This is a genomic window from Deltaproteobacteria bacterium HGW-Deltaproteobacteria-4 (assembly GCA_002841765.1).
GTDB lineage: Bacteria > Desulfobacterota > Desulfuromonadia > Desulfuromonadales > UBA2197 > UBA2197.
This window is the reverse complement of sequence record PHAV01000005.1, coordinates 31,840-52,145: the sequence shown is the minus strand read 5'-3', so window position 1 is coordinate 52,145 and position 20,306 is coordinate 31,840. Positions and strand designations below refer to the sequence as shown.

Here is a 20,306-nt window from a genome sequence, read left to right as displayed (position 1 = left end):
AGTCAAAGCAATTTTTGCAACAGGTCACGCCCCCTCTCTCCGCTCCGGGGAACTCTCTTCCATCTTCCTGAGAACATTAAGAAAGTTGAGCGTCAATTCAGGATTAAGCTGCGTACCGCCAAGGTTGAGCATATGCCCGGAAATTTTCGGGAAATCCCAGGAGTCTTTGTAAATTCGCCGCGTCCGCAAAGCATCAAAGGTATCGGAAATCATCGTCATCTGACTGCACAAGCTAAGCTTCCAGCCAGCGGCCATGCGCGGGTATCCGGTCTGGTCGTATCGCATATGGTGCTCAAAAGCCGTGATCACGGCAATTTTCGGGACATCGGGCTGATTAAGGAGATATTGCGCCCCCCGTGAGGGATGACGCTTCATGAGTTGCCACTCCTCCGTCGTCAGCGCCGCCGGCTTCTTCAAGAGTTGCTGATCGGTAAAGATCTTGCCGACATCGTGTAAAAGACCGGCAATGCCGAGATCGTGAAGCAACTGCCCCTCGATCCCCAGAGACATGCCCTGCGCGATATTTAGAATGCCGACATTGACCGAGTGGGTAAAGGTGTATTCATCGAGAAGACGTAACGGTACCAGCGCCAGCAGGGGATTCGCCTCCCGGCGGAAAGCGTTGATAAAGCCGGCAATGACGCTGGCCAACGATTTGAGATTAAATGATTTTTGCTGACCAAAGGCATTATAGAGCTCGTCGATCTCTTTCAGTTCTTCGGCACTAAGCTCCTCAAAGGAAGCAATCTCACGGATGTTATCGCCCTCTGACTCCGGCGCTTCAACCGCACCGATACAGATATTCCCTGAGGAATTACTCAGATTTTCAGTGTTTTCGATTCCGACCAGCACTCGCACCAGTTGCCGCATCTCCGCCACGGTAACGACTCCACTGAAACGGATAAAGCCGATGCCTCGCTGATCACAGAGAGCAGCGATCCGGTCTAGATGCGGGTTGTGCGGCAGCGGTTTCCCCTGGAGAAAACCGACGCCTTTAACAAAGACCAGCGTCTTGTTGGCTTCGTTGCCGACAAAGTGGTGCAGGGCATCGACAGCCCGGGGGAGGAGAGCCACCACTTGGGGGTGCTCTACGGAATAGAGCTGGGCGCTCCCGATGGCATTGGCAAGAGAACGCAGAAAAGCAAGGAGAGGGGTCACAGCTTCAGGTTTCATGGCTTCCCTTCCGCGTGCGGAGTGGGAGGGGTGCTCCGTGGCGACACGAATTCTTCCAGCATGCTGCCGATATCACGGCAAAACCCGGCATGGAGGATGGGATGGAAGAGGTTATAACCGGCGACAAAACGCTGCAGCACCGGGAGAGCCTGCCGCCGGTCGATCTCGATCAGGGCCGCGACCACCCCGCGCTTTAGCTCCAGACGGTAGTCGAAGATTTCATTCTTTTGAAGCAGGGCCGCGAGTCCGGCAAAAATCCGCGGTTCCGGGTAGTTGCGTGCCAAAGCAATGGCCGTAACAATGTCGCTACTTTCCCGGGACGCTAGCTGTTCCAAAAGAAGGTTCTGGGCCTGGGCGTCTTTGAGGGCAAGCCCGGTCTTGAGCGCTTCATGGCGAACCTTAGGGTGGGAATGCCGGAAAAGAGGGCGAATCAACCCCATTGTGGCAGGGTCCCCGACTTCCCGTAACAGCGCAAGAAGGTTGCGCAGGTAATACCACCGCGGATCCCTCAGCCTCTGAACGGCACGATCCGCCACCACAGGTCCCATCCCTTTGAGACACTGAATAAAAAAATAACGGATGGAACGATTCTTCTCCTCCGCCAGTCGATCGAGAATCGGATCGACAAAGGCTGTTCCGACCGATGTAATCAAATTCCCCAGAGATTCGTATTTCTCTTTGCCAAAACGGCTTGCGCCGTCGAGAATCCGCTCGAGATAGGAGTTGGCTTCAATAATTTGCTGAAGCGACTGCCGGGAAGGGCCGCCCTGTTCGACGCAACGCGTCCGGATGTCGTCGATGGCCAAATAATCACCGGCCTCGGCATAAAGTTCGAGAATTTTTTGCAGATGATTAAAGAGACCAGCGAGATGGAGTTCATCCGCATCATGGCTGAGGATGTGAACGATAATCGCGCCGGCATGTTCTTCAATCTGCTCCTCCTCCAGAGTCGCCTTGAGTCGGGATAATTTCTCATTAAAACCACCGTCGATCTCCTCGCTGCGCAGGATCTGAAAAAGGGCGTGCCGGTACTTCTCCGGCACGAATTCTTCAAACTCATCAGAGCGGAAGAGTTCCCTGGTCTTCAATTCCAGTTCCCCTTCCTTTTTTTCGCTGAGCAGGGGGGAATCGGCCGGAAGGAGTTCGCGACTGCGTGCCAGCTTGCCGAGGAGATTGAGGACAACCGGCGGGACATAGTTTTTTCCCTTGGCCGCGGTTGCCAGGGCATCCATGATCAAATCATCAGAAAGGGTCGATAAAAAATCTTCGGCAAAGTCAGCCTTGAGGTTGCAATTGAAGACATTTTGCAAAAACAGCCGCTTGAGATGTGGGGGCAGATTATTCACATAACTGGTCATCTTTTCCAGGGCCTTGATCCGATAGCTCCGGATTTTTTCCTGCTGCAGGGAAGCCAGAAAAGTTGAGGCCTCGCGCATGAATCGCTGCTGAACTTCGCTTTCCTGCCCGGCCAGGAAAGCGCTGGTCGCACGGGCGAGCGCCTCCGGTTCCAGCTCGGCAGGATCTCTCCCGGTTCCATCCTCATCCTGACGTTGAAAGACACCAAGAGCAAAACGGTCCCAGAGATCCGATGAATCCTCTCCTTCCCCGCTGGCCGGAGCAGTCGTCCCCTCATCACGCAGCAAAAAGTCCTTCTCCGACAGCTCAACCACTTCAATGTTGTCAATCCGTCGCACTTCGAGACAACTACGCACCCCTCCCTCATCCCATGACTCTGCCGGCTTGCTTCCGATCAGTCGCAGGAACGTAATGATTTCAAACTCCGAGACGCCCCTATGGAGCTTGATCACCGCGATCCCGTGCATAAAGATGACACTGGCGAAGTTCTGGAGTTGAGCGTTGGAACGGTCCATCAGGAGATCGTCACAGAGAAAACCATGCCGGGCAACGACAAGGTCGAGATGGTCCTTGCCGGCGAAATACTTCTCCAGTTGCAACATCAGTCGGGAGAGGGTAACGCGGACGACCTGGTTCCCCTGCGGGTAGATTTTCAGATGGTTGCACAGGAGGCAGAGAACATTAAGAATGTTCCTGACCAGCGCGAGCCTGATAACCTGTTCTTCATTCTGCATGGAATCTTTCCCCGCTAACGCTTTCACGATATCCGCACTGCTTCTTCCGTCATCAATGCCCATAGGAAACTCCTGAAATCAAACAAAGCGATAACATAGATGATTTCAGCTTGAAATCGTTCAGCTCAAAGATAAGGAGAGAAGATCTTGGCAAAGCCATTACGTAAACGGATCCAGAGCGGCAGCGCCCGCATCCGCGTTGCGGTCACTGGCACCGAGACCGCCCGCGCCGCATCAAAGTAATCGGTCAGGGCTGCCGTTGTCGTCTGGTCAAAAATTTCAAGATTGAATTCAAAGTTAAGGCGCAGACTGCGGGGATCGATATTGGCTGAGCCGATCAAGGCGTAGTGATGATCCATGAGCAACATTTTGCTGTGGACGAAGGGGGGGGGCTGGTAAAAGATGCGGACCTTATGTTCGAGCAATTCAGTGAAATAATCCTGGGACGCCCAGTGCACAAAAGGAAAATTATTCTTTTGTGGCAGAATGATTTCGACCTGGACCCCGCGCAGCGCTGCGGCACAAAGGGCGGTGGTCAGGGCACGATCGGGGATAAAGTAGGGGGTCATGATGCAAACACGCTTGCGGGCAGAGTTGAGGGCGCCGACGATGATCCAGGTGAGAGGTTCAAAATCTTCATTCGGGCCGGCACTGATGCCGCGGCAGAAGGATGCTCCATCGGCAAGGGGCACTGGTGAAGTGAGCGGTTTCTGCGGTACTTCTCCGGTGGCAAAGTACCAATCCTCAAAGAAAGCTTCCTGCATCTGCCCGACCACCGGACCGGCAATCTCAAAGTGCAGGTCGACAACGCGATGCGGCAGAGCTGGGTCGGCAAGGAGGTGGCGGTCACTGATATTCATGCCGCCGGTGAACCCGACGCAATTATCGACGATCAGCAGCTTGCGGTGGTTGCGCAGGTTGATGAAAAATCCCCAGCTCGACAACGAAAAGGGGAGAAAACGGGCATGGCGAATCGCCATTTTGGTCAGCCGGCGATGAATCGCTGGCCAGAAGTAGCGTTCACCGAGAGCATCAACCAGCACCCGGACATCGACGCCGCGCGCCGCCGCTCTTTGCAGGGCATCACAGAAGGACTGACCACTGTGGTCATCGGCAAAGATATACGAAGAAAGATAGACGCTGTGCTGCGCCCCCTCAATGGCCGCCAGCATCGCCGGATAAACTTCTTCGCCGTTATGCAGAAGGGACAGTTTATTGCCATGCACCAGATGTCGGCGGGTAACCGCGTCGGCAAGGCTGCGCAGTGCGAAAAAATTTTCCCGGCGCAAATGCTGTGGCAAGGGGACTTCCTCACCATGATCCTCACAAGCCCATTCGAAGAAGTGCATCCGCCCCCGCGCCCGCCAACGCCTCGCCTTGCTGCGGATACGATTGACCCCGAGAAACCAGTAACCGAGCGCACCCAGACCGGGAACAATGAGGCAGACCACAAACCAGCCCAGAGCCGAGCGGGGATCACGCTTGAGCAGCAGCGCATGCCCGGCCGAAAAGATCCCGAAAGCGAGAAAGAGGATGGTCAGGGTGGTGCTCAGCATCACGCGTCAGCTCAGCGCAGATTCGTCGCGCAACGCGGACAGGTGAGCATGCTCGTCGAAGGGACCTTGTGACCGCAACTCGGGCAACTGAACCAGTACTTGCAGAATTTGCACTGCGCTTCCGAAACGCCCTGGCGTTTTTTACATTTGGGGCAGAAACGGTACATCTTGCGGTTGGTAATATAATCGGCAAAGATCATCGCGCAACGCGGGCACTCGGTGGCGTCCTGCTTGCTGATCGGCGCCCCGCAGCCGGGATTGGGGCAGACAAAGACGGTTAGACACCCCGTACACCAGTATTTACCTTTTTTCAATTCTTTACAGTTGGGACATTTATCCATAGCGATCCTCGCGTTCGGTTCAGGGGAGGGAGTGTAGCGAACAGGTTTTATAATATTAACATGCCTGTAGCAAAAACCAAACGGCAAAAGCGCCCATCGATTAACGGGCGCTTTTGTTGTTTGCTGGAAAGGAGCACCTGCAGAGACTTCAATCGAGGCTGAGATCGTGCTCCCGGCACCAGTTCTGCAACTCTTCCCGTTCCCGGGCATCTTCATAAAGATACCAGCTCTCGATCAGCCCCATCCCGGTCAATAGATCTTTAAAGTGGCGGTAGGCATCCTTGCGCTCAAAAAGGGCCAGAATCCGGTTCAGCTGCTGCGGGCAGTGCTCCTGCACGAAATCGCTCACCACCGACTGCCCCAGTGGCAAATCTTTCTTATGGGGGATGGCCAGATAATCGCCGCTGGTCTCGACATCCGCCGGCAGTTCACCATAATCAGCCACCGTCGAATTGTAGTAGACCTTGCCGTCGGGACGATGCAACAGCGCCCGCCGCTCGCCGAAACGGGCGCCGTTGACGAAATGATAAGCTTCTTCGATGGTGTCGTAGTGCATAGGTTGCTCCAGAGATTGTGGCCAGAAATTAATCTGCCCAAGGCGATTGCACACGGATTAAACGGATGAGACGGATAAAAAGCCGATCAGTCAAGGGCATCAATGTTTTAATGTCGACCTGTTACGTGAACGTTTCAGCGATTTTGAAATCCGTGAAAATCCGTCCAATCAGATCTTATCCGTGTGCGAAATGATTTTCAGCGGATTAACAGCATGGGCTACAGCAACTTGCGTAAATACTGCCCGGTCTGCGAAGCGCTGACCTTGGCTACCTCTTCCGGAGTGCCGCAGGCGACGATCTCGCCGCCGCGCTTCCCCCCTTCCGGGCCGAGGTCGATGAGGTGGTCGGCGGTCTTGACGACGTCAAGGTTGTGCTCGATGATGAGGATGGTGTTGCCGGTCTCGACCAGACGCTGCAGCACATCGAGGAGTTTCTGGATATCGGCAAAGTGCAGGCCGGTGGTCGGCTCGTCAAGGATGTAGATGGTACGGCCGGTGGCGCGCTTGGTCAGCTCCTTGGCGAGCTTGACCCGTTGCGCTTCGCCGCCGGAGAGGGTGGTGGCGCTCTGACCGAGCTTGATGTAGCCGAGGCCGACGTCGTGCAGGGTCTTGAGCTTGCTGTTGATGCGCGGGATGTTTTCCAGAAACTTCAGCGCCTGGCTGACGGTCATATCGAGGATCTCGGCGATATTCTTCCCCTTGTAGCGCACCTCCAGCGTCTCGCGGTTGTAGCGCTCCCCCTTGCAGACCTCGCATTGCACGTAGACATCGGGGAGAAAGTGCATCTCGATCTTGATGATCCCGTCCCCCTGGCAGGCTTCGCAGCGCCCCCCCTTGACATTGAAGGAGAAGCGCCCCGGTCCGTAGCCGCGGATCTTGGCGTCGGGGAGATGGGAGAAGATGTCGCGGACATCGGTGAAGAGGCCGGTGTAGGTGGCGGGGTTGGAGCGTGGCGTGCGTCCGATGGGGGACTGATCGATGTCGATGACCTTGTCGAGAGCTTCGAGGCCGAGGATATCATCGACCTTCCCTGCCTTCTCCTTCGCCTTATAGAGACGCTGCGCCAGCGCCTTGTAGAGGGTGTCGATGATCAGGGAGGATTTCCCCGAGCCGGAGACGCCGGTGACGCAGGTCATCACCCCGAGGGGGATCGACACGTCGATCCCCTTGAGGTTGTGCTCGCAGGCATTCTTCATGGTGATCCAGCGCTGCGCCTTCCGTCGCTCCCGGGGGACAGCGATGGTCAGTTCGCCGGAAAGGTAGCGGCCGGTGAGGGAAGCGGGATTGGCCATGATCTCCGCCGGTGTCCCCGCCGCCACGACTTCACCGCCATGCACCCCCGCCCCCGGCCCCATGTCGATGACGTAATCCGCCTCGATAATCGTTTCTTCGTCGTGTTCGACAACGAGGACGGTATTGCCGAGATCGCGGAGGCGAAAGAGGGTATCGAGTAGGCGGCGGTTGTCGCGCTGATGCAGGCCGATGGAGGGCTCGTCGAGGATGTAGAGGACCCCGACCAGACTGGAGCCGACCTGGGTGGCAAGGCGGATACGCTGCCCTTCACCGCCGGAGAGGGTGCCGGCAGTGCGGTCAAGAGAAAGGTAATCGAGGCCGACGTGGGTGAGGAAGGAGAGGCGCTCGCGGATCTCCTTGAGGATACGCCGGGCAATCTCCTCCTCCTTGCTCGTCAACTGCAGGGTGGCAAAGAACTCCTGCGCTTCACTGATCGACAGAGCAGTGACGGCGCAGATATTTTTGCCGCTCACCCGCACTCCCAACGCCTCGGGCTTGAGCCGCGCCCCCTGGCAGGTCGGGCAGGGCATGACGTTCATGAAGCGTTCGAGATTTTCGCGCACCCCCTCGGAATCGGTCTCATGGAAGCGCCGCTCGAGATTGGGGATCACCCCCTCGAAGGCTTTGAGGTAGTAGTGACGCCGCCCCCCCTGATCGTAGAAAAAGCGCACCTCTTCTTTCCCCGAACCGTAAAGGAGGACGTTGCGGATCCGTTCCCCTAGCTGCTCGAAGGGGGCGGTGATGGAGAATTCATAGTGATCGGCCAGGGCTTCGAGGAGCTGCTGATAATAGAAACCGGTGCGCGTCTCCCAGGGGACGATCGCACCATCGCGCAGGGAGAGGGCGGGATTGGGGACGACCTGCTCCAGATCAAAATACATGCGGGTGCCGAGTCCGGAGCAGTCAGGGCAGGCGCCGTGCGGATTGTTGAAGGAGAAGAGGCGCGGCGTCACCTCGGGGAGGGAGATGTTGCAGTCAACGCAGGCGTGCTGCTCCGAAAAGAGGTACGACTCGCCGTCAATGATCTCGACCCGCACCAGGCCGCTGGCGAGGCGCAGGGCGCTCTCCAGCGAATCGGCAAGACGACCGGCGATGTCGTCCTTGATCACGAGTCGATCGATCACCACTTCGATATCGTGATTCTTCTTCTTGTCGAGTTCCGGCGCTTCGGCGAGTTCGACCATGACCCCGTCGATACGGCCGCGCACATAACCGTCGGCAAGGAGCTGCTTGATCTCCTTCTTGTACTCCCCCTTACGACCACGCACCATCGGCGCCAAAATCATGATGCGGCTACGCTCCGGCAGTTCCATGACCCGGTCGACCATCTGCTGCACGGTCTGGGCGGCGATCTCCTTGTCGCACTGCGGACAGTGCACCCGTCCGGCTCTTGCAAAGAGGAGGCGCAGGTAGTCGTAGATCTCGGTAACGGTGCCGACCGTCGAACGCGGGTTCTTGCTCGTCGTCTTCTGCTCGATGGAGATCGCGGGAGAGAGCCCTTCGATCGACTCGACATCGGGCTTCTCCATCTGCTCCAGAAACTGCCGGGCATAAGCGGAGAGGGATTCGACATAGCGGCGCTGCCCCTCGGCATAGAGGGTGTCGAAGGCAAGGGTCGACTTTCCGGAGCCGGAGACGCCGGTGATAACGACGAATTTGTCGCGGGGGATGGTGACGTCGATACATTTGAGGTTGTGCTCGCAGGCACCTTTGATGACGATCTGGTTCGACATGGGCTTATTTTCAACCTTGGGAGGAGTGGATTGAGCAATGCCGACAAGTATAACCTGTTTGGTCGCAGATGCGCAATTGTCCGGCGACTGAGATCAACTTGAAGCCCTTCTCCCTGGTGACCCCAGGGCCTAAAGGTGAAGGCGGCCTTTCGGCCGCCTTCACTGTTTCAACATCGCAACTTTTACGGCGAACCTTCACACCGACTGCCGCTCATACCCTTCCACCAGCTGCCGATAACGCTCCTCCAGCAGCGGCGTCTTCGCCTCGGCGACCGCGTAGGCGGCCAGCATTCGCTCGCGCACGCCCTCCGGCAAGACCCGCTCCGCCAACGGATAGAGGATGTTATCCTCCTTGTCGATATGGCCACGCAGCAGCGTCGCATACCCCTTGGCGTGCTCGGCGATAATCGCCCCCTGCCCGATCTCGCCGACCAGGGCCTTCTGCGCCGCGTCCTCGATGGCGCGGACATGGGCGCGCCCCTGGTCGTGCTCGATGTGCATCGCCTCGATCGGCGAGCTCTTCTCGGGCATGCCGTTTTGGATCAGCTCGACAAAGAGGACATCCTCCTCCTTGGCATGATGAAACCGGTCGGCATAGTTGCGGATAAAGTCGACGGCGTCGAGGTAGAACTGCCAGTTGCGGAACTTCCCGGCTTCGAGGAGGGCGGTCTTCTCTTCGACCAGCGCGATCATACGCAGGATCAGCTGATGCTCATCGACCAGCACTTTCGTCACGTCGCTTTTCATCTTACTTTTTCCTTTCGCCGTTGATACCGATCACCACCACCTCGACCGGCACGTCCTTCCCCGACTTCTTCACGGCTTCGTTGGCGAGCATCGCCAGGCCGCGGCAGCAGGGGACCTCCATGATCGTCACCGTCACCGACTGCACGTCGTTGTTGGCGATCATCGCTGCCAGCTTGTCGATATAGGGGCCGGTGTCGTCGAGCTTGGGACAAGCGTTGACCAGGATCCGCCCCTTGATAAAGTCGCGGTGGAACTCCGGGTAGGCAAAGGGGGCGCAGTCGGCGGCAATGAGGAGATGGGCGTTCTGCAGATACGGCGCGGTCGGCGGCACCAGCTGGAGCTGGGTCGGCCACTGGCGCAGCTCGGAGGGGCGGTCGCCGCTCTCTGTGCTCGGGGCGCTGTCGTTCTTCTCGATGGTGCGGACGTGGGAACCGGGGCAGCCACAGGCTAAGTTCGTCATGGTCGTTTCTCCTTTATGAGTCGTTTTAGGGTTTGAGAGTGGCGAGGTAGGCGTTGATCTCGGCCTCAATCTGCGCTTCCGCCTCAGGGCCGAGGGCGTGGATTGCGACCACGTCCTTGACCAGACAGATGCCGACGCCGCAGGTGACGCAACCGATATCGTACTTCTGGAGAATCTCGCCGATGACGGGGTGCTCCTCGATCGTTTTATTGATAGCTGCTTCACCGATATTTTGTGGAAGGTTCATGGTTGCGCTCCTTTCGTGCTGCTCTTGAGTCCAGACTAGAGCAAAAAGGAGGGGAAGGCTTTGACGCGGATCAATAGTTGACAAAGAAGGTCAGAATATAGTTAGAAGCATTCTTCACACGGATAAAATCTGAGGGGACGAATTTAAAGGGCGCGAAGCGTTTCCCGCAAAGAACATAAATATGCCGCCAGTGACTCTTGCTCAATCCGTCCTTGATCTGTAAAATCCGTCTCATCCTTGTGCAACGCCCTTTATGATTGATCGGCGCGTCGAAGAAATTTAACGCAGGCCACACAACTGCGAACTTTTTTGTTATTTGTCATTAGCAATGCTTGCTGGTATTTATAGGAGGTAGCGGCGTGAATGATCTTTGCCCCGGCAAGATACGAAGATAACCGCCACCGCAACCGGGGAAGTAGTTCGAATAAGTAAGCTACGAAGAGTGAAGGACCACTGCAATTTTACCTGGAAGAAAGAGAGGAAAAAAATGGAATTGATCAAGAGGAGAAAGTCTTACTGGCCTTTGGCCATATCGGCACTTTTACTGATCTTCGCTACGACCCCTTGTTGGGCGGTCGAAGGGGATAATCAGGCTTTATTAGAGGAAGTGCGCTTACTCAAGGACAAGACCGGGGAGATAGATTCCCTTAAGAGCAGGTTGAACGAATTAGAGACGCAACTCGCCGCGGGAACTTACGTGAATAACGAGTCTGATTCGCAAGGCCCCAAACTCAGCGGGGCGATCCGCTTTAACTACAACCTGGACGACTTCAGCGACAGCGACAAGGACAAAAGCGGAGATCTAAAATTTGACCTGTTCCGTTTGGGTGTTGCCGGTTCCTACCAAAAGATCACCTACTCCGCCCAGTACCGTTGGAACAGCTACCAGGACTTCGTTCATCATGCCTTTATTGAGTATCCGGTCAACGATACGCTCGGGGTCCAGATCGGGATCACTCAGGTCCCCTTCGGCAACCTCTCTTATGACTATCATAACTTTTGGGGGGGCATCCCCTATTACGTCGGTCTGGACGACGACTACGACATGGGCCTGAAGTTTATTAAGAAAGACGGCCCCTGGAACCTGCAGTTGGCGTTCTTCAAAAATGATGAATGGGGGAGCGCCTCCAAGCTGGAGCGTTACTCCTATGACGTGGTAACAGCAGGTGATCAAGCCAATGAAGAGACCAACCAGTTTAACGCGCGTCTCGCCTATACCGCTGATCATGGTGATTTTGGCAAAACCGAAGTCGGACTTTCCGGCGAGTGGGGACAACTCTACAATAACACCACCACCGACAATGGCGACCATTGGGCCGCAGCCGCCCATCTCAATGGCAACTATGGACCCTTTAACCTTCTGCTGCAGGTCGCTGAATACCAGTACAACCCCAAAAATCCCGCCGGCGTCGATGATAAAAGTGTCCTCATGGGCGGATTCTCTGACTCCTTTCTGGTCGCCTCTGAAGGGACACTCTATTCGGCCGGGCTCAGTTATTCCCTGCCGGTGAGTTGGGGTCCGGTGAGCAACCTGACCTTTTACGAGGATTACAGCCGTCTCGTCAAGAAGGAGAGTGCTTTTGAGGATTCTCAAATCAACACCGTCGGCTGCATGGTCACTGCCGGCCCGATCTACACCTACTTCGATGTCATCAGTGGGAAAAATGCTCTCTATCTAAATGGCCCCAGAGATTCTTTTGCCGCCGGTGCCAAGGGGGCGGATTGGGGCACTAAGTTCAACGTCAACATTGGCTACTACTTTTAACCTTTGCAGCTAACAAAAAGCCGACCCGGCAATGCCGGGTCGGCTTTTTTAAAGATCAGAATAACGGGAATGCCCATTTAATCAACGAAAAATCCCCCTTACCCAATGATGTAAATCTCCGTAAATATCTTCCTACTTCGCAACCTTACGCGCTTCAGCCAACCATTGCTCCCAAATGCCCCGGTGCTTGGCAATCCACGCATCCGCATGGCGTTCAATATCCTTCTGAGACTTCTCTCCATTCTCCATCAACGTGTTCTGCTCGTTGATGTCAGCCAGGGACATAGTGAAGAGTTCGAAGAACTTTTTGGCCGCCGGGTTCTTGGTCAGAAACTTTTTGTTGGCGACGATCTGAATGTCGCTGACGACAAAGCCGAGTTTGATCGGGTCGCTCACGGCCCCCTCGATAGCGCTGGCCGTCATGCGCTCTTCCCCGGACTTCTGTGATTCATTGGGGAGGGTCTTTGGTACGTTGATCCACATCACATCTGTCCCCGGCTTGAGTTTGAAGATCGTCCAGTTCGGCGCCCAGGTGTAAAAAAAGACCGGTTCACCATTATTGTAGCGAGCCAGGGTGTCGGCCATACTCGCCGAATAGGCGGCCTTGATCAGGTTGATATCCTTGTCAAGATCATAAACTTCCATGTGGTGAGCAATAACCGATTCACAGCCCCAACCGGCCGGGCAGGCAGTCAGATCGGCCTTGCCGTCCCCATTGGCATCGAAGGCCTGCTTGACTTCGGGACGACGGAAATCGTCGAGGGATTGGATGTTGTACTTTTCGACATCCCGTTTAGAGACCAGATAGCCCTGCAATCCGCCAGCTTTGACGATATAACCGACCTTTTCGATCGTCTTTTCCGCCCCCTTGGGGAGCTGGCCGTCATGGTTGGGGAACCAGCCGTTGGTCCAGTAGTCGACATCACCGAGGGCGAGGGATTGGTAGAAGATCGGATTCTGCAACTCCTTCGGTTTTTTGACATTGTAACCGAGCTCGATGAGCCCTTTGCGGACAATCGCTTCCTGAAAGTAACCGGTGTTCCAGGTAGCCCGGGCCGGCTGCACCTTGACCCCCTTACCTGGCTTGTCGCTCTCCGCCAGAAGGGGAGTGGCGAGGATGGCCATGAGTCCGAAGCCGATCAGGCTGAATACGATACGTTTCATCTTTTTCTCCTTTTGCGGGTGAATGGATTCGTTCCGGTCCTAGAGTTATCGCGCTTTTGCGAAACCCTGAGTGATCCGGTCGAGGATCATTGCCAGCAAGACGATGGCGAGGCCGCCGACAGTCGCCAGGCCGATCTCCAGAGTGTTGAGCCCCTGCACAACCGGCCCGCCGAGGCCACCGGCACCGATCAGGGCGGCGATAACGACCATCGACAGAGCCATCATGATCGTCTGGTTGAGACCGGTCATGATTGAGGGGAGCGCCAGGGGGAACTGCACCTTGCGCAGTACCTGCCAGGGGGTGGCACCGAAAGCGACGGCCGCCTCGACCAGTTCAGGATGGACCTGGCGGATGCCGAGGCTGGTCAGACGGATGATCGGTGGCAAAGCAAAGACGATGGTCGCCAGGACCCCGGAGACCGTCCCGATGCTGAAGAGCATTACCACCGGAATCAGATAGACGAAGGCCGGGGTCGTCTGCATGGCATCGAGAAAGGGGCGCAAAATCATCTCAAAGCGATCACTCCGTCCGGAGAGGATTCCAAGGGGGATGCCGGCGACGGCGCAGAAGAGGACAGAACAGATTACCATCGACAGGGTGACCATGGTGTCCTCCCAAAGGCCGAGATAGCCGATCAATAACAGGCTGAGGAGAGTAAAGACCATCACCCGCTTGCCGGCGTAGCGCCAGGCCGCCAGGGAGAGGAGTGCAATCAGGACGAAGGGGGGGAGGAAGGCGAAGGTCCACTGCAAAACTTCCAGAGTTTTTTCGATCGGAACCTTGATCACCTGGAAGAGGTCGCGATAGTTGGAGACCAACCAGTCAACACCGTTTTGGATCCAGGTGTCGAGGGGGATGAGTTGCTCGTCAAAGTTTAGTAATTTCATAGTGCGTTATCCTCCACCGGCAGCTCTACGCTTGCGGTTTTAGCGCTCTCCTCATGCCCTCTTTGCAGGGTACGCAGGAACTGATTCTTGGAAATGACTCCGAGATATCGTCCCTCTTCATCAAGAACCGGGATCGGCCATGGCCGGGCGGTGACCTCCGGCAGGATATCCTGCATCGATTCGCTACTCAGTACGGCCCGGGCTTCGGGAAGAAAGGTCGGGATCAGATCCTGGCCACCGTTGCTGTCAATAAATTCTTTGAGGGAATCGGTGGAGACCAGCCCCATGAAGCGGCGTTCGCTGTCAAGGACATAGCCGTAATCGCGTTCATGACTGATGAGGCGTTGCAGGGCGGTGCGAGGGCCTTCACCGCGATGGCGGATGATCGTCACTGCTGATTTGCGGGCGATATCGCCGGCGGTGAGAATGTTCGTCGGGTCGACACCGCGGAAGAAGGCGCGGACATAGTCGTCGGCCGGGTTCTGCAGGATCTCCTCGGGAGTCCCGACCTGCACCACCCTCCCTCCTTCCATAATAGCGATACGGTCACCGATGCGCATTGCTTCGTCGAGATCGTGAGAGATGAAGACGATGGTGCGCTGCGCCCGCGATTGCAATTTAAGGAGTTCATCCTGCATCTCGGTGCGGATCAAGGGATCGAGGGCGGAGAAGGCTTCGTCCATGAGGAGGATGTCGGGATTGACCGCCAACGCCCGGGCGAGGCCGACGCGCTGCTGCATCCCCCCGGAGAGTTGCCGGGGATAGCTCGCCGCGTAGCCTTCGAGGCCGACCTGTTCGAGGGCCTTTAGCGCCCGCTCGCTGCGGATCATTTTGTCGATACCCGAGATCTCCAGTCCAAAGGCGGCATTCTCCAGCACCGTCAGGTGCGGCATCAGTGCAAAGGACTGGAAGACCATGCACATCTTCTTGCGACGCAGCTCGATCAACTGTTGATCGTTCATCGTCGCCACGTCGTCACCGTCGACGAAGACTGAACCGGCCGTCGGTTCGATCAGGCGGTTAAGAATCCTCACCATGGTCGACTTTCCCGAGCCCGAGAGTCCCATGATGACGAAAATTTCGCCGGCGTTAATTTCGAAGCTGGCATCGTAGACGCCGACCGTCGTGCCGGTCTCGGCGTGAATGGTCTCCTTGCTCGATCCAGCCTGGAGCATCTTCAAGGCCCTCTTGGGGTGAGGGCCGAAAATTTTAGTCACGTTGACAACCTTGATCTTGGTGGTCTTTTCCTCCATAAAAACTCCTTTTGTTCTGAGTACATAGGGCGTTGAAGGTACGGCCGCGAGGGAAATCCCTGAGGGTGTCTGCCGGCAGGAGAACCAGTCGGCAAAAAGAGGAATTTGCACGCGGAGCGTGCTTGGGTCATGTGTGTATTTTCGTCAGGCAGGGGCGACTTTTTTATCCCTTAATAATAACCCCTGTGGGCAGAAAGTCAAACCGACCAACAAACTACTTGAATTTTAATAAGAAATTATTATCCATCTTTCGGAATGACCGTGCCTTCCAGCAGGATAGAGGGACTCTCATTGAAAGGATCGGGGGCGATAACGATATTTATGGCTGGAGCCTTCGGGGGAAAAGGTCGGGGTAAAGTCCAGAACGGGAAAAGGGGGACAAATTATTTTCTTATGAAATTCTCTCGACGATTTGTCTCGACTTCACCTTTCCCTGTCGTCGAGAGCATCCCACTCACAACGCCAAACCGCCCGGACAGCGGGTTGTCGGCGGGCGGTTTATGACTTTATCTTTCTGAACTATCCCCTCAGAGAATCAGGGCCGGCGCTATCGACGGGTCAGCTTCTGACAGATTTACATCCGGGCTTGACACGCCCAAAGGGGTATTCATATAAATCAGGCGACCTGCATCCAGAGCGGACATCGGTTTTGAGTAATAATACCCCTGCGCTTCGTCACAGGAAAATCCGAGCAGGATCGCTTCCTCTTCTTGCGTCTCTACCCCTTCGGCGATGACCTTCAGTCCGAGGCTGTGTCCGATAGAGACAATGGCGAGGACGATCGACGCCGCATCGTCCCGCTGAGTTATCTCCCGGATAAAGGACTGGTCTATTTTTATTTTGTCCACCGAGAATTTATTAAGGTAGCTGAGAGAAGAATAGCCGGTACCAAAGTCATCAATCGCAATCTTGACACCGATCTCCTTAAGGCGATTGAGCAGTTCCACAGACTTGTTGGCACTGTGCATAAGCATAGATTCCGTAATTTCAAGTTCAAGGTATTCAGGCGGCAGGCCCGCTTCGTCGAGAACCTCCTGCACCATTTCAGGGAAATCTGAAAACTGCAGTTGACCGATCGAGACATTCACGGCAACCGACAAGGGAAAGCCGTTGCGGTGCCACTCACTGCACTGTCGGCACGCTGTCTTTAATCCCCAATATCCGACTTGACGGATCAGGCCGGTCTGTTCAGCAACCGGTATGAACTTGTCCGGAGCAATGAAGCCATGCACGGGATGGAGCCAGCGACAAAGGGCTTCCATGCCAAAGATCCGGCCACTCCCGAATTCTATCTGCGGCTGGTAATGAAGCAGGAGCTGGTCTGACAGCCGCAGAGCCTGACGCAAATCCTCCTCAATAACAGCCCGCTCTCTGGCCTTCACGTTCAGTGTGTCGGAAAAGAAGTTGAACGTCTCTCTCCCTTGCGCCTTTGCGGCATACATTGCCAGATCTGCATGCTTCAGCAGGATTGAACTGTCTTCTCCATCCTCCGGATAGATAACAATCCCTATGCTGGCATTGCTGTATATATTTTTCCCCTCAATTTCGAACGGTTGCTGGAGAAGTTCGAGAATTTTCTTCGCCACGACCCCGGCGTCCTGCGGGGAATCTATTGAACTGCAAATAAGGACGAATTCGTCTCCACCCAACCGTGCCAGAGTGTCATTTGCGCGTAAAATCTTCAAGATACGGCTGGAAACCGCTTTAAGAAGGAGATCACCGGCATGGTGCCCCATTGTATCATTAATATTCTTGAAGTGGTCGAGGTCAAAGAAGAGCAACGCCATCTGCGCCCCTCTGCGCTTGGCAGTGGCGATAGCCTGCTCGCACCTGTCAAGCAACAGCAACCTGTTTGGCAATCCTGTCAGGTGGTCGGTGTAAGCAAGATTCCGGATCTGTTCCTCTGCCCGTTTAAGCTCGGTAATGTCATGGGCAACCCCGAAGATGCCGGTAATATTTTTGTTTACATCGAACAAGGGCCCTTTTGTGGTCATAAAGACCAGATTCTCACCGTCCACAGAAGTGAGGCGCTCCTCAAAAGTTCTGGTCAAGCCAACGTCCATTACGAGACGATCCTCATCCATCAGGATCTTTGCTTCCTCAGTGGGAAAGAGGAAGGTATCATCCCGGCCGTAGACTTCTTCGGGACTCTTCCCCGTTAAATGCGATGCCGCCGCATTAAAGAGGCGATAACGCCCCTCAATATCTTTAACGTAAATCGCGTCAAATGTCCCTTCGACAACCACCCGGAGAAGTTCCTGGTTTTCCCGAAGAGTCTCATCAGTTTCTATGCGTTCGGTGATATCTCTCTGGATATGAACCGCTTGTACAATCTTCCCTTTTTCATCTCTGATCGGCGAGGTGAGCACTTCGACAAACCGCTTTTCACCCGAAAGGGTCCAGTGAACATGTAACATTGTGGCGTGATCGTCATGAGTCAGTGTTTCGAAGAGGGGGCAGGAATCATGAGGGGGCGTACACGGGCTTGATCTGTGATGGGTAATGTCGTAGCAGGTTCTGCCGATGATTTGTTCTGCAGGAAGTTTGATCTCTTTGAGAAAAGCCTGATTAACATCGATGATCTGAAACGTCTCGACATCAATTATGGAGATGGGATCAGCAATGCTATCCAGCACGATTCGGTTAAAATCGGACAACTGTTTAAGTTCCCGGGTCCGCTCTGCCACCTTTTGCTCAAGGGATTCATTCAGCTTGACGATCTCTGCCTCGGCTTTTTGTTGTGCCGTAATAGTGCTTTTGCAAAGATAGATAATAAGGAATACGAAGACCGCACCACCGAGGAAGACCCCGGCGGTCACCAGTTCAAGCGGTAAAGGCAGATTAAAGAAGAGGACGGCATCGAACAGAAGATACCCGAGAAGGAAAAAAGCCATCAGGTTAAGGATGACAAGCCACTTACGACGGAGATGACCGCTGACATGGCGTAAAATTATCTTTGCCGGAAGAAAGGCGCGGGCAAGGAAGATTACCCCGATTAACACCATAAGTATGGAAAATACTCGCATCGCTGTCGCTACCTATGAGGTTTAAAAAGGGCAGAGGAAGGAGCAGGGCTCCCTGCTCGTGCTGGCGGTTCGCCGCTATTCTTCACGGCAAATCAATGAAAAAAACCGCCCGGATGGCTATTGACATCGGGCGGTTCGATTGTTATCCCCTGCTACTGCATCTGGCCATGGACAGCTCCAGCTGGAATCATTACAAAAAAATAACGGGCGGAGATTAACACGGTGCGTCAGCTGCAGCAAGGGATTTGTCATTATGTGTCATTATGCTGATCTCCGCTCCCTTTTTTCGTCATCCGACCTTAACCTATCTGTTTCCTTGGGGTTCTGTCTCCTCTCAATAAGAAGGAATTAACCACTTATTTTTCCAGCTTACCCGCCGTGCGCCTCTCGGCCGCTTTTGTGCAGATAGTAGTCGTAATCCCCTTCATAGATGATCATCTCGCCGTGGTCGACGACAAAGACGCGGTTGACCAAAGCGCGGAGGAAGTGGCGGTCGTGGCTGACGAGGATGACGGTGCCGCCGAAGTCCTGCAGCGCCTGGAGGAGGAGCTCGCGCGAATCGATGTCGAGATGGTTGGTCGGCTCGTCGAGAATGAGGAAGTTGAGAGGGCGCGCCAACAAGGTAGCGAGGACCACCCGGCTCTTTTCGCCGCCGGAGAGGCGGTCGATGCGCTTCTCAGATGTTTCGCCGCTGAAGAGGAAAGCGCCGCAGAGGTTGTGCACCGCGCCGATGCTGGCGTTAGGGAGGGCATTCTGCACCGTCTCAAAGACGGTGAGCTTGGGGTCGAGGATCTCCATGGCGTGCTGGCTGAAGTAGCCGGCCGAGACACTGGCGCCGATGATGGCGCTGCCGGCGCTCGGTTCGGTCTGGCCGGCGAGGACCTTGAGGAAGGTCGATTTACCGGCGCCGTTGACGCCGACCACCGCGATCTTTTCGCCGCGGCGGATGAGACCGTTGACGCCGCCGAAGACCGATTTGACGCTGCCGTCGGGGAGGGGCCACCCTTTGGCGAGTCCTTCGATCTTGACGACATCGTCGCCGCTGCGCGGCACCGGCGGAAATTCGAACTTGACCTTGCGCTGTGCCGCCGGAATCTCGATGCGCTCGATCTTGTCGATCTTCTTCACCCGCGACTGCACCTGGGCGGCATGACTGGCGCGCGCGGCAAAACGGGCGATGAACTCCTCCTCCTTGGCGAGCATCTCCTGTTGGCGGCGGTGGCTGGCAAGGAGCTGTTCAAGGCGGATATCCCGCTCCCGCTCGTAGTAATCGTAGTCGCCAGTGTAGGTGGTGATGGTGCCGCCAGAGACTTCGATGATCCGTTTGACCGAGCGGTTCATGAACTCGCGGTCATGGCTGGTCATGAGCAGCGCCCCCTTGAAGTCAGTGGCAAGCCACTCTTCGAGCCAGATGATCGATTCGACGTCGAGATGGTTGGTCGGCTCGTCGAGGAGGAGATAGTCGGGGTTGAGGGTGAGAATCTTGGCCAGAGCGATGCGCATCTTCCAGCCGCCGCTGAACGATTCGACCGGCCGATCGTAGGCGTCGGGGCCGATGCCGAGACCGGTGAGGACCGCCTGGGCGCGGGATTCGAGATCGTAGCCGCCGCGATTCTCGAACTCGGCCTGGGCCTCGCCGTAGCGCTCCAGAAGCGCCGCCATAACGTCATCATCGAGGGGATCGCACATCTGCGCTTCCATCTGTGTCAACTCTTCGCCGAGCTGAACGGTATTCCCGGAGGCGGCCATAACCTCCGCCAGCGCCGAGCGGCCGCACATATCGCCGACATCCTGCGAGAAGTAGCCGATCACCGCCCCCTTGGGGACGACGATATCGCCGCTGTCAGGGTGTTCTTCGCCGGTGATGAGGCGGAAGACCGTGGTCTTGCCGGCGCCGTTCGGCCCAACCAGGCCGCTACGGCTGCCGGGGAGGATCTGGGCGGAAGCGTTTTGAAAAAGGATCTGGCTGCCGTGCTGGCGGCTGATGTTGATGAGCTGAATCATGGGTTTCCTT

General features: G+C 55.8%; 15 protein-coding genes. 1 reads left to right on the top strand and 14 read right to left on the bottom strand.

The window, feature by feature from the left end:
• Nucleotides 1-24 precede the first annotated feature (24 nt).
• From CVU69_04420 to CVU69_04380, 9 genes are all read right to left on the bottom strand, one after another.
• On the bottom strand, nt 25-1,173 hold the full coding sequence (locus CVU69_04420; GenBank protein PKN12950.1) for an HD family phosphohydrolase: 1,149 nt from the start codon (nt 1,171-1,173) through the stop codon (nt 25-27).
• Complete coding sequence (locus CVU69_04415) at nt 1,170-3,326, bottom strand: hypothetical protein (GenBank protein ID PKN12949.1); 2,157 nt, start codon at nt 3,324-3,326, stop codon at nt 1,170-1,172. Before CVU69_04415 ends, CVU69_04420 begins: the two co-directional genes overlap by 4 nt.
• 62 nt (nt 3,327-3,388) lie before the next feature.
• Entirely contained in the window at nt 3,389-4,819 is a 1,431-nt protein-coding gene (gene cls / locus CVU69_04410) for a cardiolipin synthase (GenBank protein ID PKN12948.1), read from the bottom strand.
• Between the two features lie 11 nt (nt 4,820-4,830).
• Nucleotides 4,831-5,160, bottom strand: a complete 330-nt coding sequence (locus CVU69_04405; protein PKN12947.1) for a hypothetical protein — start codon at nt 5,158-5,160, stop codon at nt 4,831-4,833.
• 148 nt (nt 5,161-5,308) lie between these two features.
• Complete coding sequence (locus CVU69_04400) at nt 5,309-5,716, bottom strand: hypothetical protein (GenBank protein PKN12946.1); 408 nt, start codon at nt 5,714-5,716, stop codon at nt 5,309-5,311.
• A gap of 218 nt (nt 5,717-5,934) precedes the next feature.
• The gene (locus CVU69_04395; protein ID PKN12945.1) at nt 5,935-8,742 is read right to left on the bottom strand and encodes an excinuclease ABC subunit UvrA; all 2,808 of its coding nucleotides are present in this window, start codon (nt 8,740-8,742) and stop codon (nt 5,935-5,937) included.
• Between the two features lie 195 nt (nt 8,743-8,937).
• Nucleotides 8,938-9,489, bottom strand: a complete 552-nt coding sequence (locus CVU69_04390) for a cation-binding protein (protein ID PKN12944.1) — start codon at nt 9,487-9,489, stop codon at nt 8,938-8,940.
• Between the two features lies 1 nt (nt 9,490).
• On the bottom strand, nt 9,491-9,949 hold the full coding sequence (locus CVU69_04385; protein ID PKN12943.1) for an iron-sulfur cluster-binding oxidoreductase: 459 nt from the start codon (nt 9,947-9,949) through the stop codon (nt 9,491-9,493).
• Between the two features lie 25 nt (nt 9,950-9,974).
• Entirely contained in the window at nt 9,975-10,196 is a 222-nt protein-coding gene (locus CVU69_04380; GenBank protein ID PKN12942.1) for a hypothetical protein, read from the bottom strand.
• 487 nt (nt 10,197-10,683) lie between these two features.
• On the opposite strand from CVU69_04380, the gene CVU69_04375 reads away from it, so the two are divergent.
• Nucleotides 10,684-11,961 (top strand): hypothetical protein, encoded by a 1,278-nt coding sequence (locus CVU69_04375; protein PKN12941.1) that lies wholly within the window; start codon nt 10,684-10,686, stop codon nt 11,959-11,961.
• A gap of 132 nt (nt 11,962-12,093) precedes the next feature.
• On the opposite strand, the gene CVU69_04370 is transcribed toward CVU69_04375, so the two are convergent.
• From CVU69_04370 to CVU69_04350, 5 genes are all read right to left on the bottom strand, one after another.
• Nucleotides 12,094-13,125: a proline/glycine betaine ABC transporter substrate-binding protein ProX gene (locus CVU69_04370; protein ID PKN12940.1), complete on the bottom strand. Its 1,032-nt coding sequence runs from the start codon at nt 13,123-13,125 to the stop codon at nt 12,094-12,096.
• Nucleotides 13,126-13,170: 45 nt separating this feature from the next.
• Nucleotides 13,171-14,013, bottom strand: a complete 843-nt coding sequence (locus CVU69_04365; GenBank protein ID PKN12939.1) for a glycine/betaine ABC transporter permease — start codon at nt 14,011-14,013, stop codon at nt 13,171-13,173.
• Nucleotides 14,010-15,266: a proline/glycine betaine ABC transporter ATP-binding protein ProV gene (locus tag CVU69_04360; GenBank protein ID PKN12938.1), complete on the bottom strand. Its 1,257-nt coding sequence runs from the start codon at nt 15,264-15,266 to the stop codon at nt 14,010-14,012. Before CVU69_04360 ends, CVU69_04365 begins: the two co-directional genes overlap by 4 nt.
• 527 nt (nt 15,267-15,793) lie before the next feature.
• Nucleotides 15,794-18,292, bottom strand: coding sequence for a hypothetical protein (locus CVU69_04355; GenBank protein PKN12937.1), 2,499 nt, complete (start codon nt 18,290-18,292; stop codon nt 15,794-15,796).
• 369 nt (nt 18,293-18,661) lie between these two features.
• Nucleotides 18,662-20,296, bottom strand: a complete 1,635-nt coding sequence (locus tag CVU69_04350) for a glycosyl transferase family 1 (protein ID PKN12936.1) — start codon at nt 20,294-20,296, stop codon at nt 18,662-18,664.
• Nucleotides 20,297-20,306 lie beyond the last annotated feature (10 nt).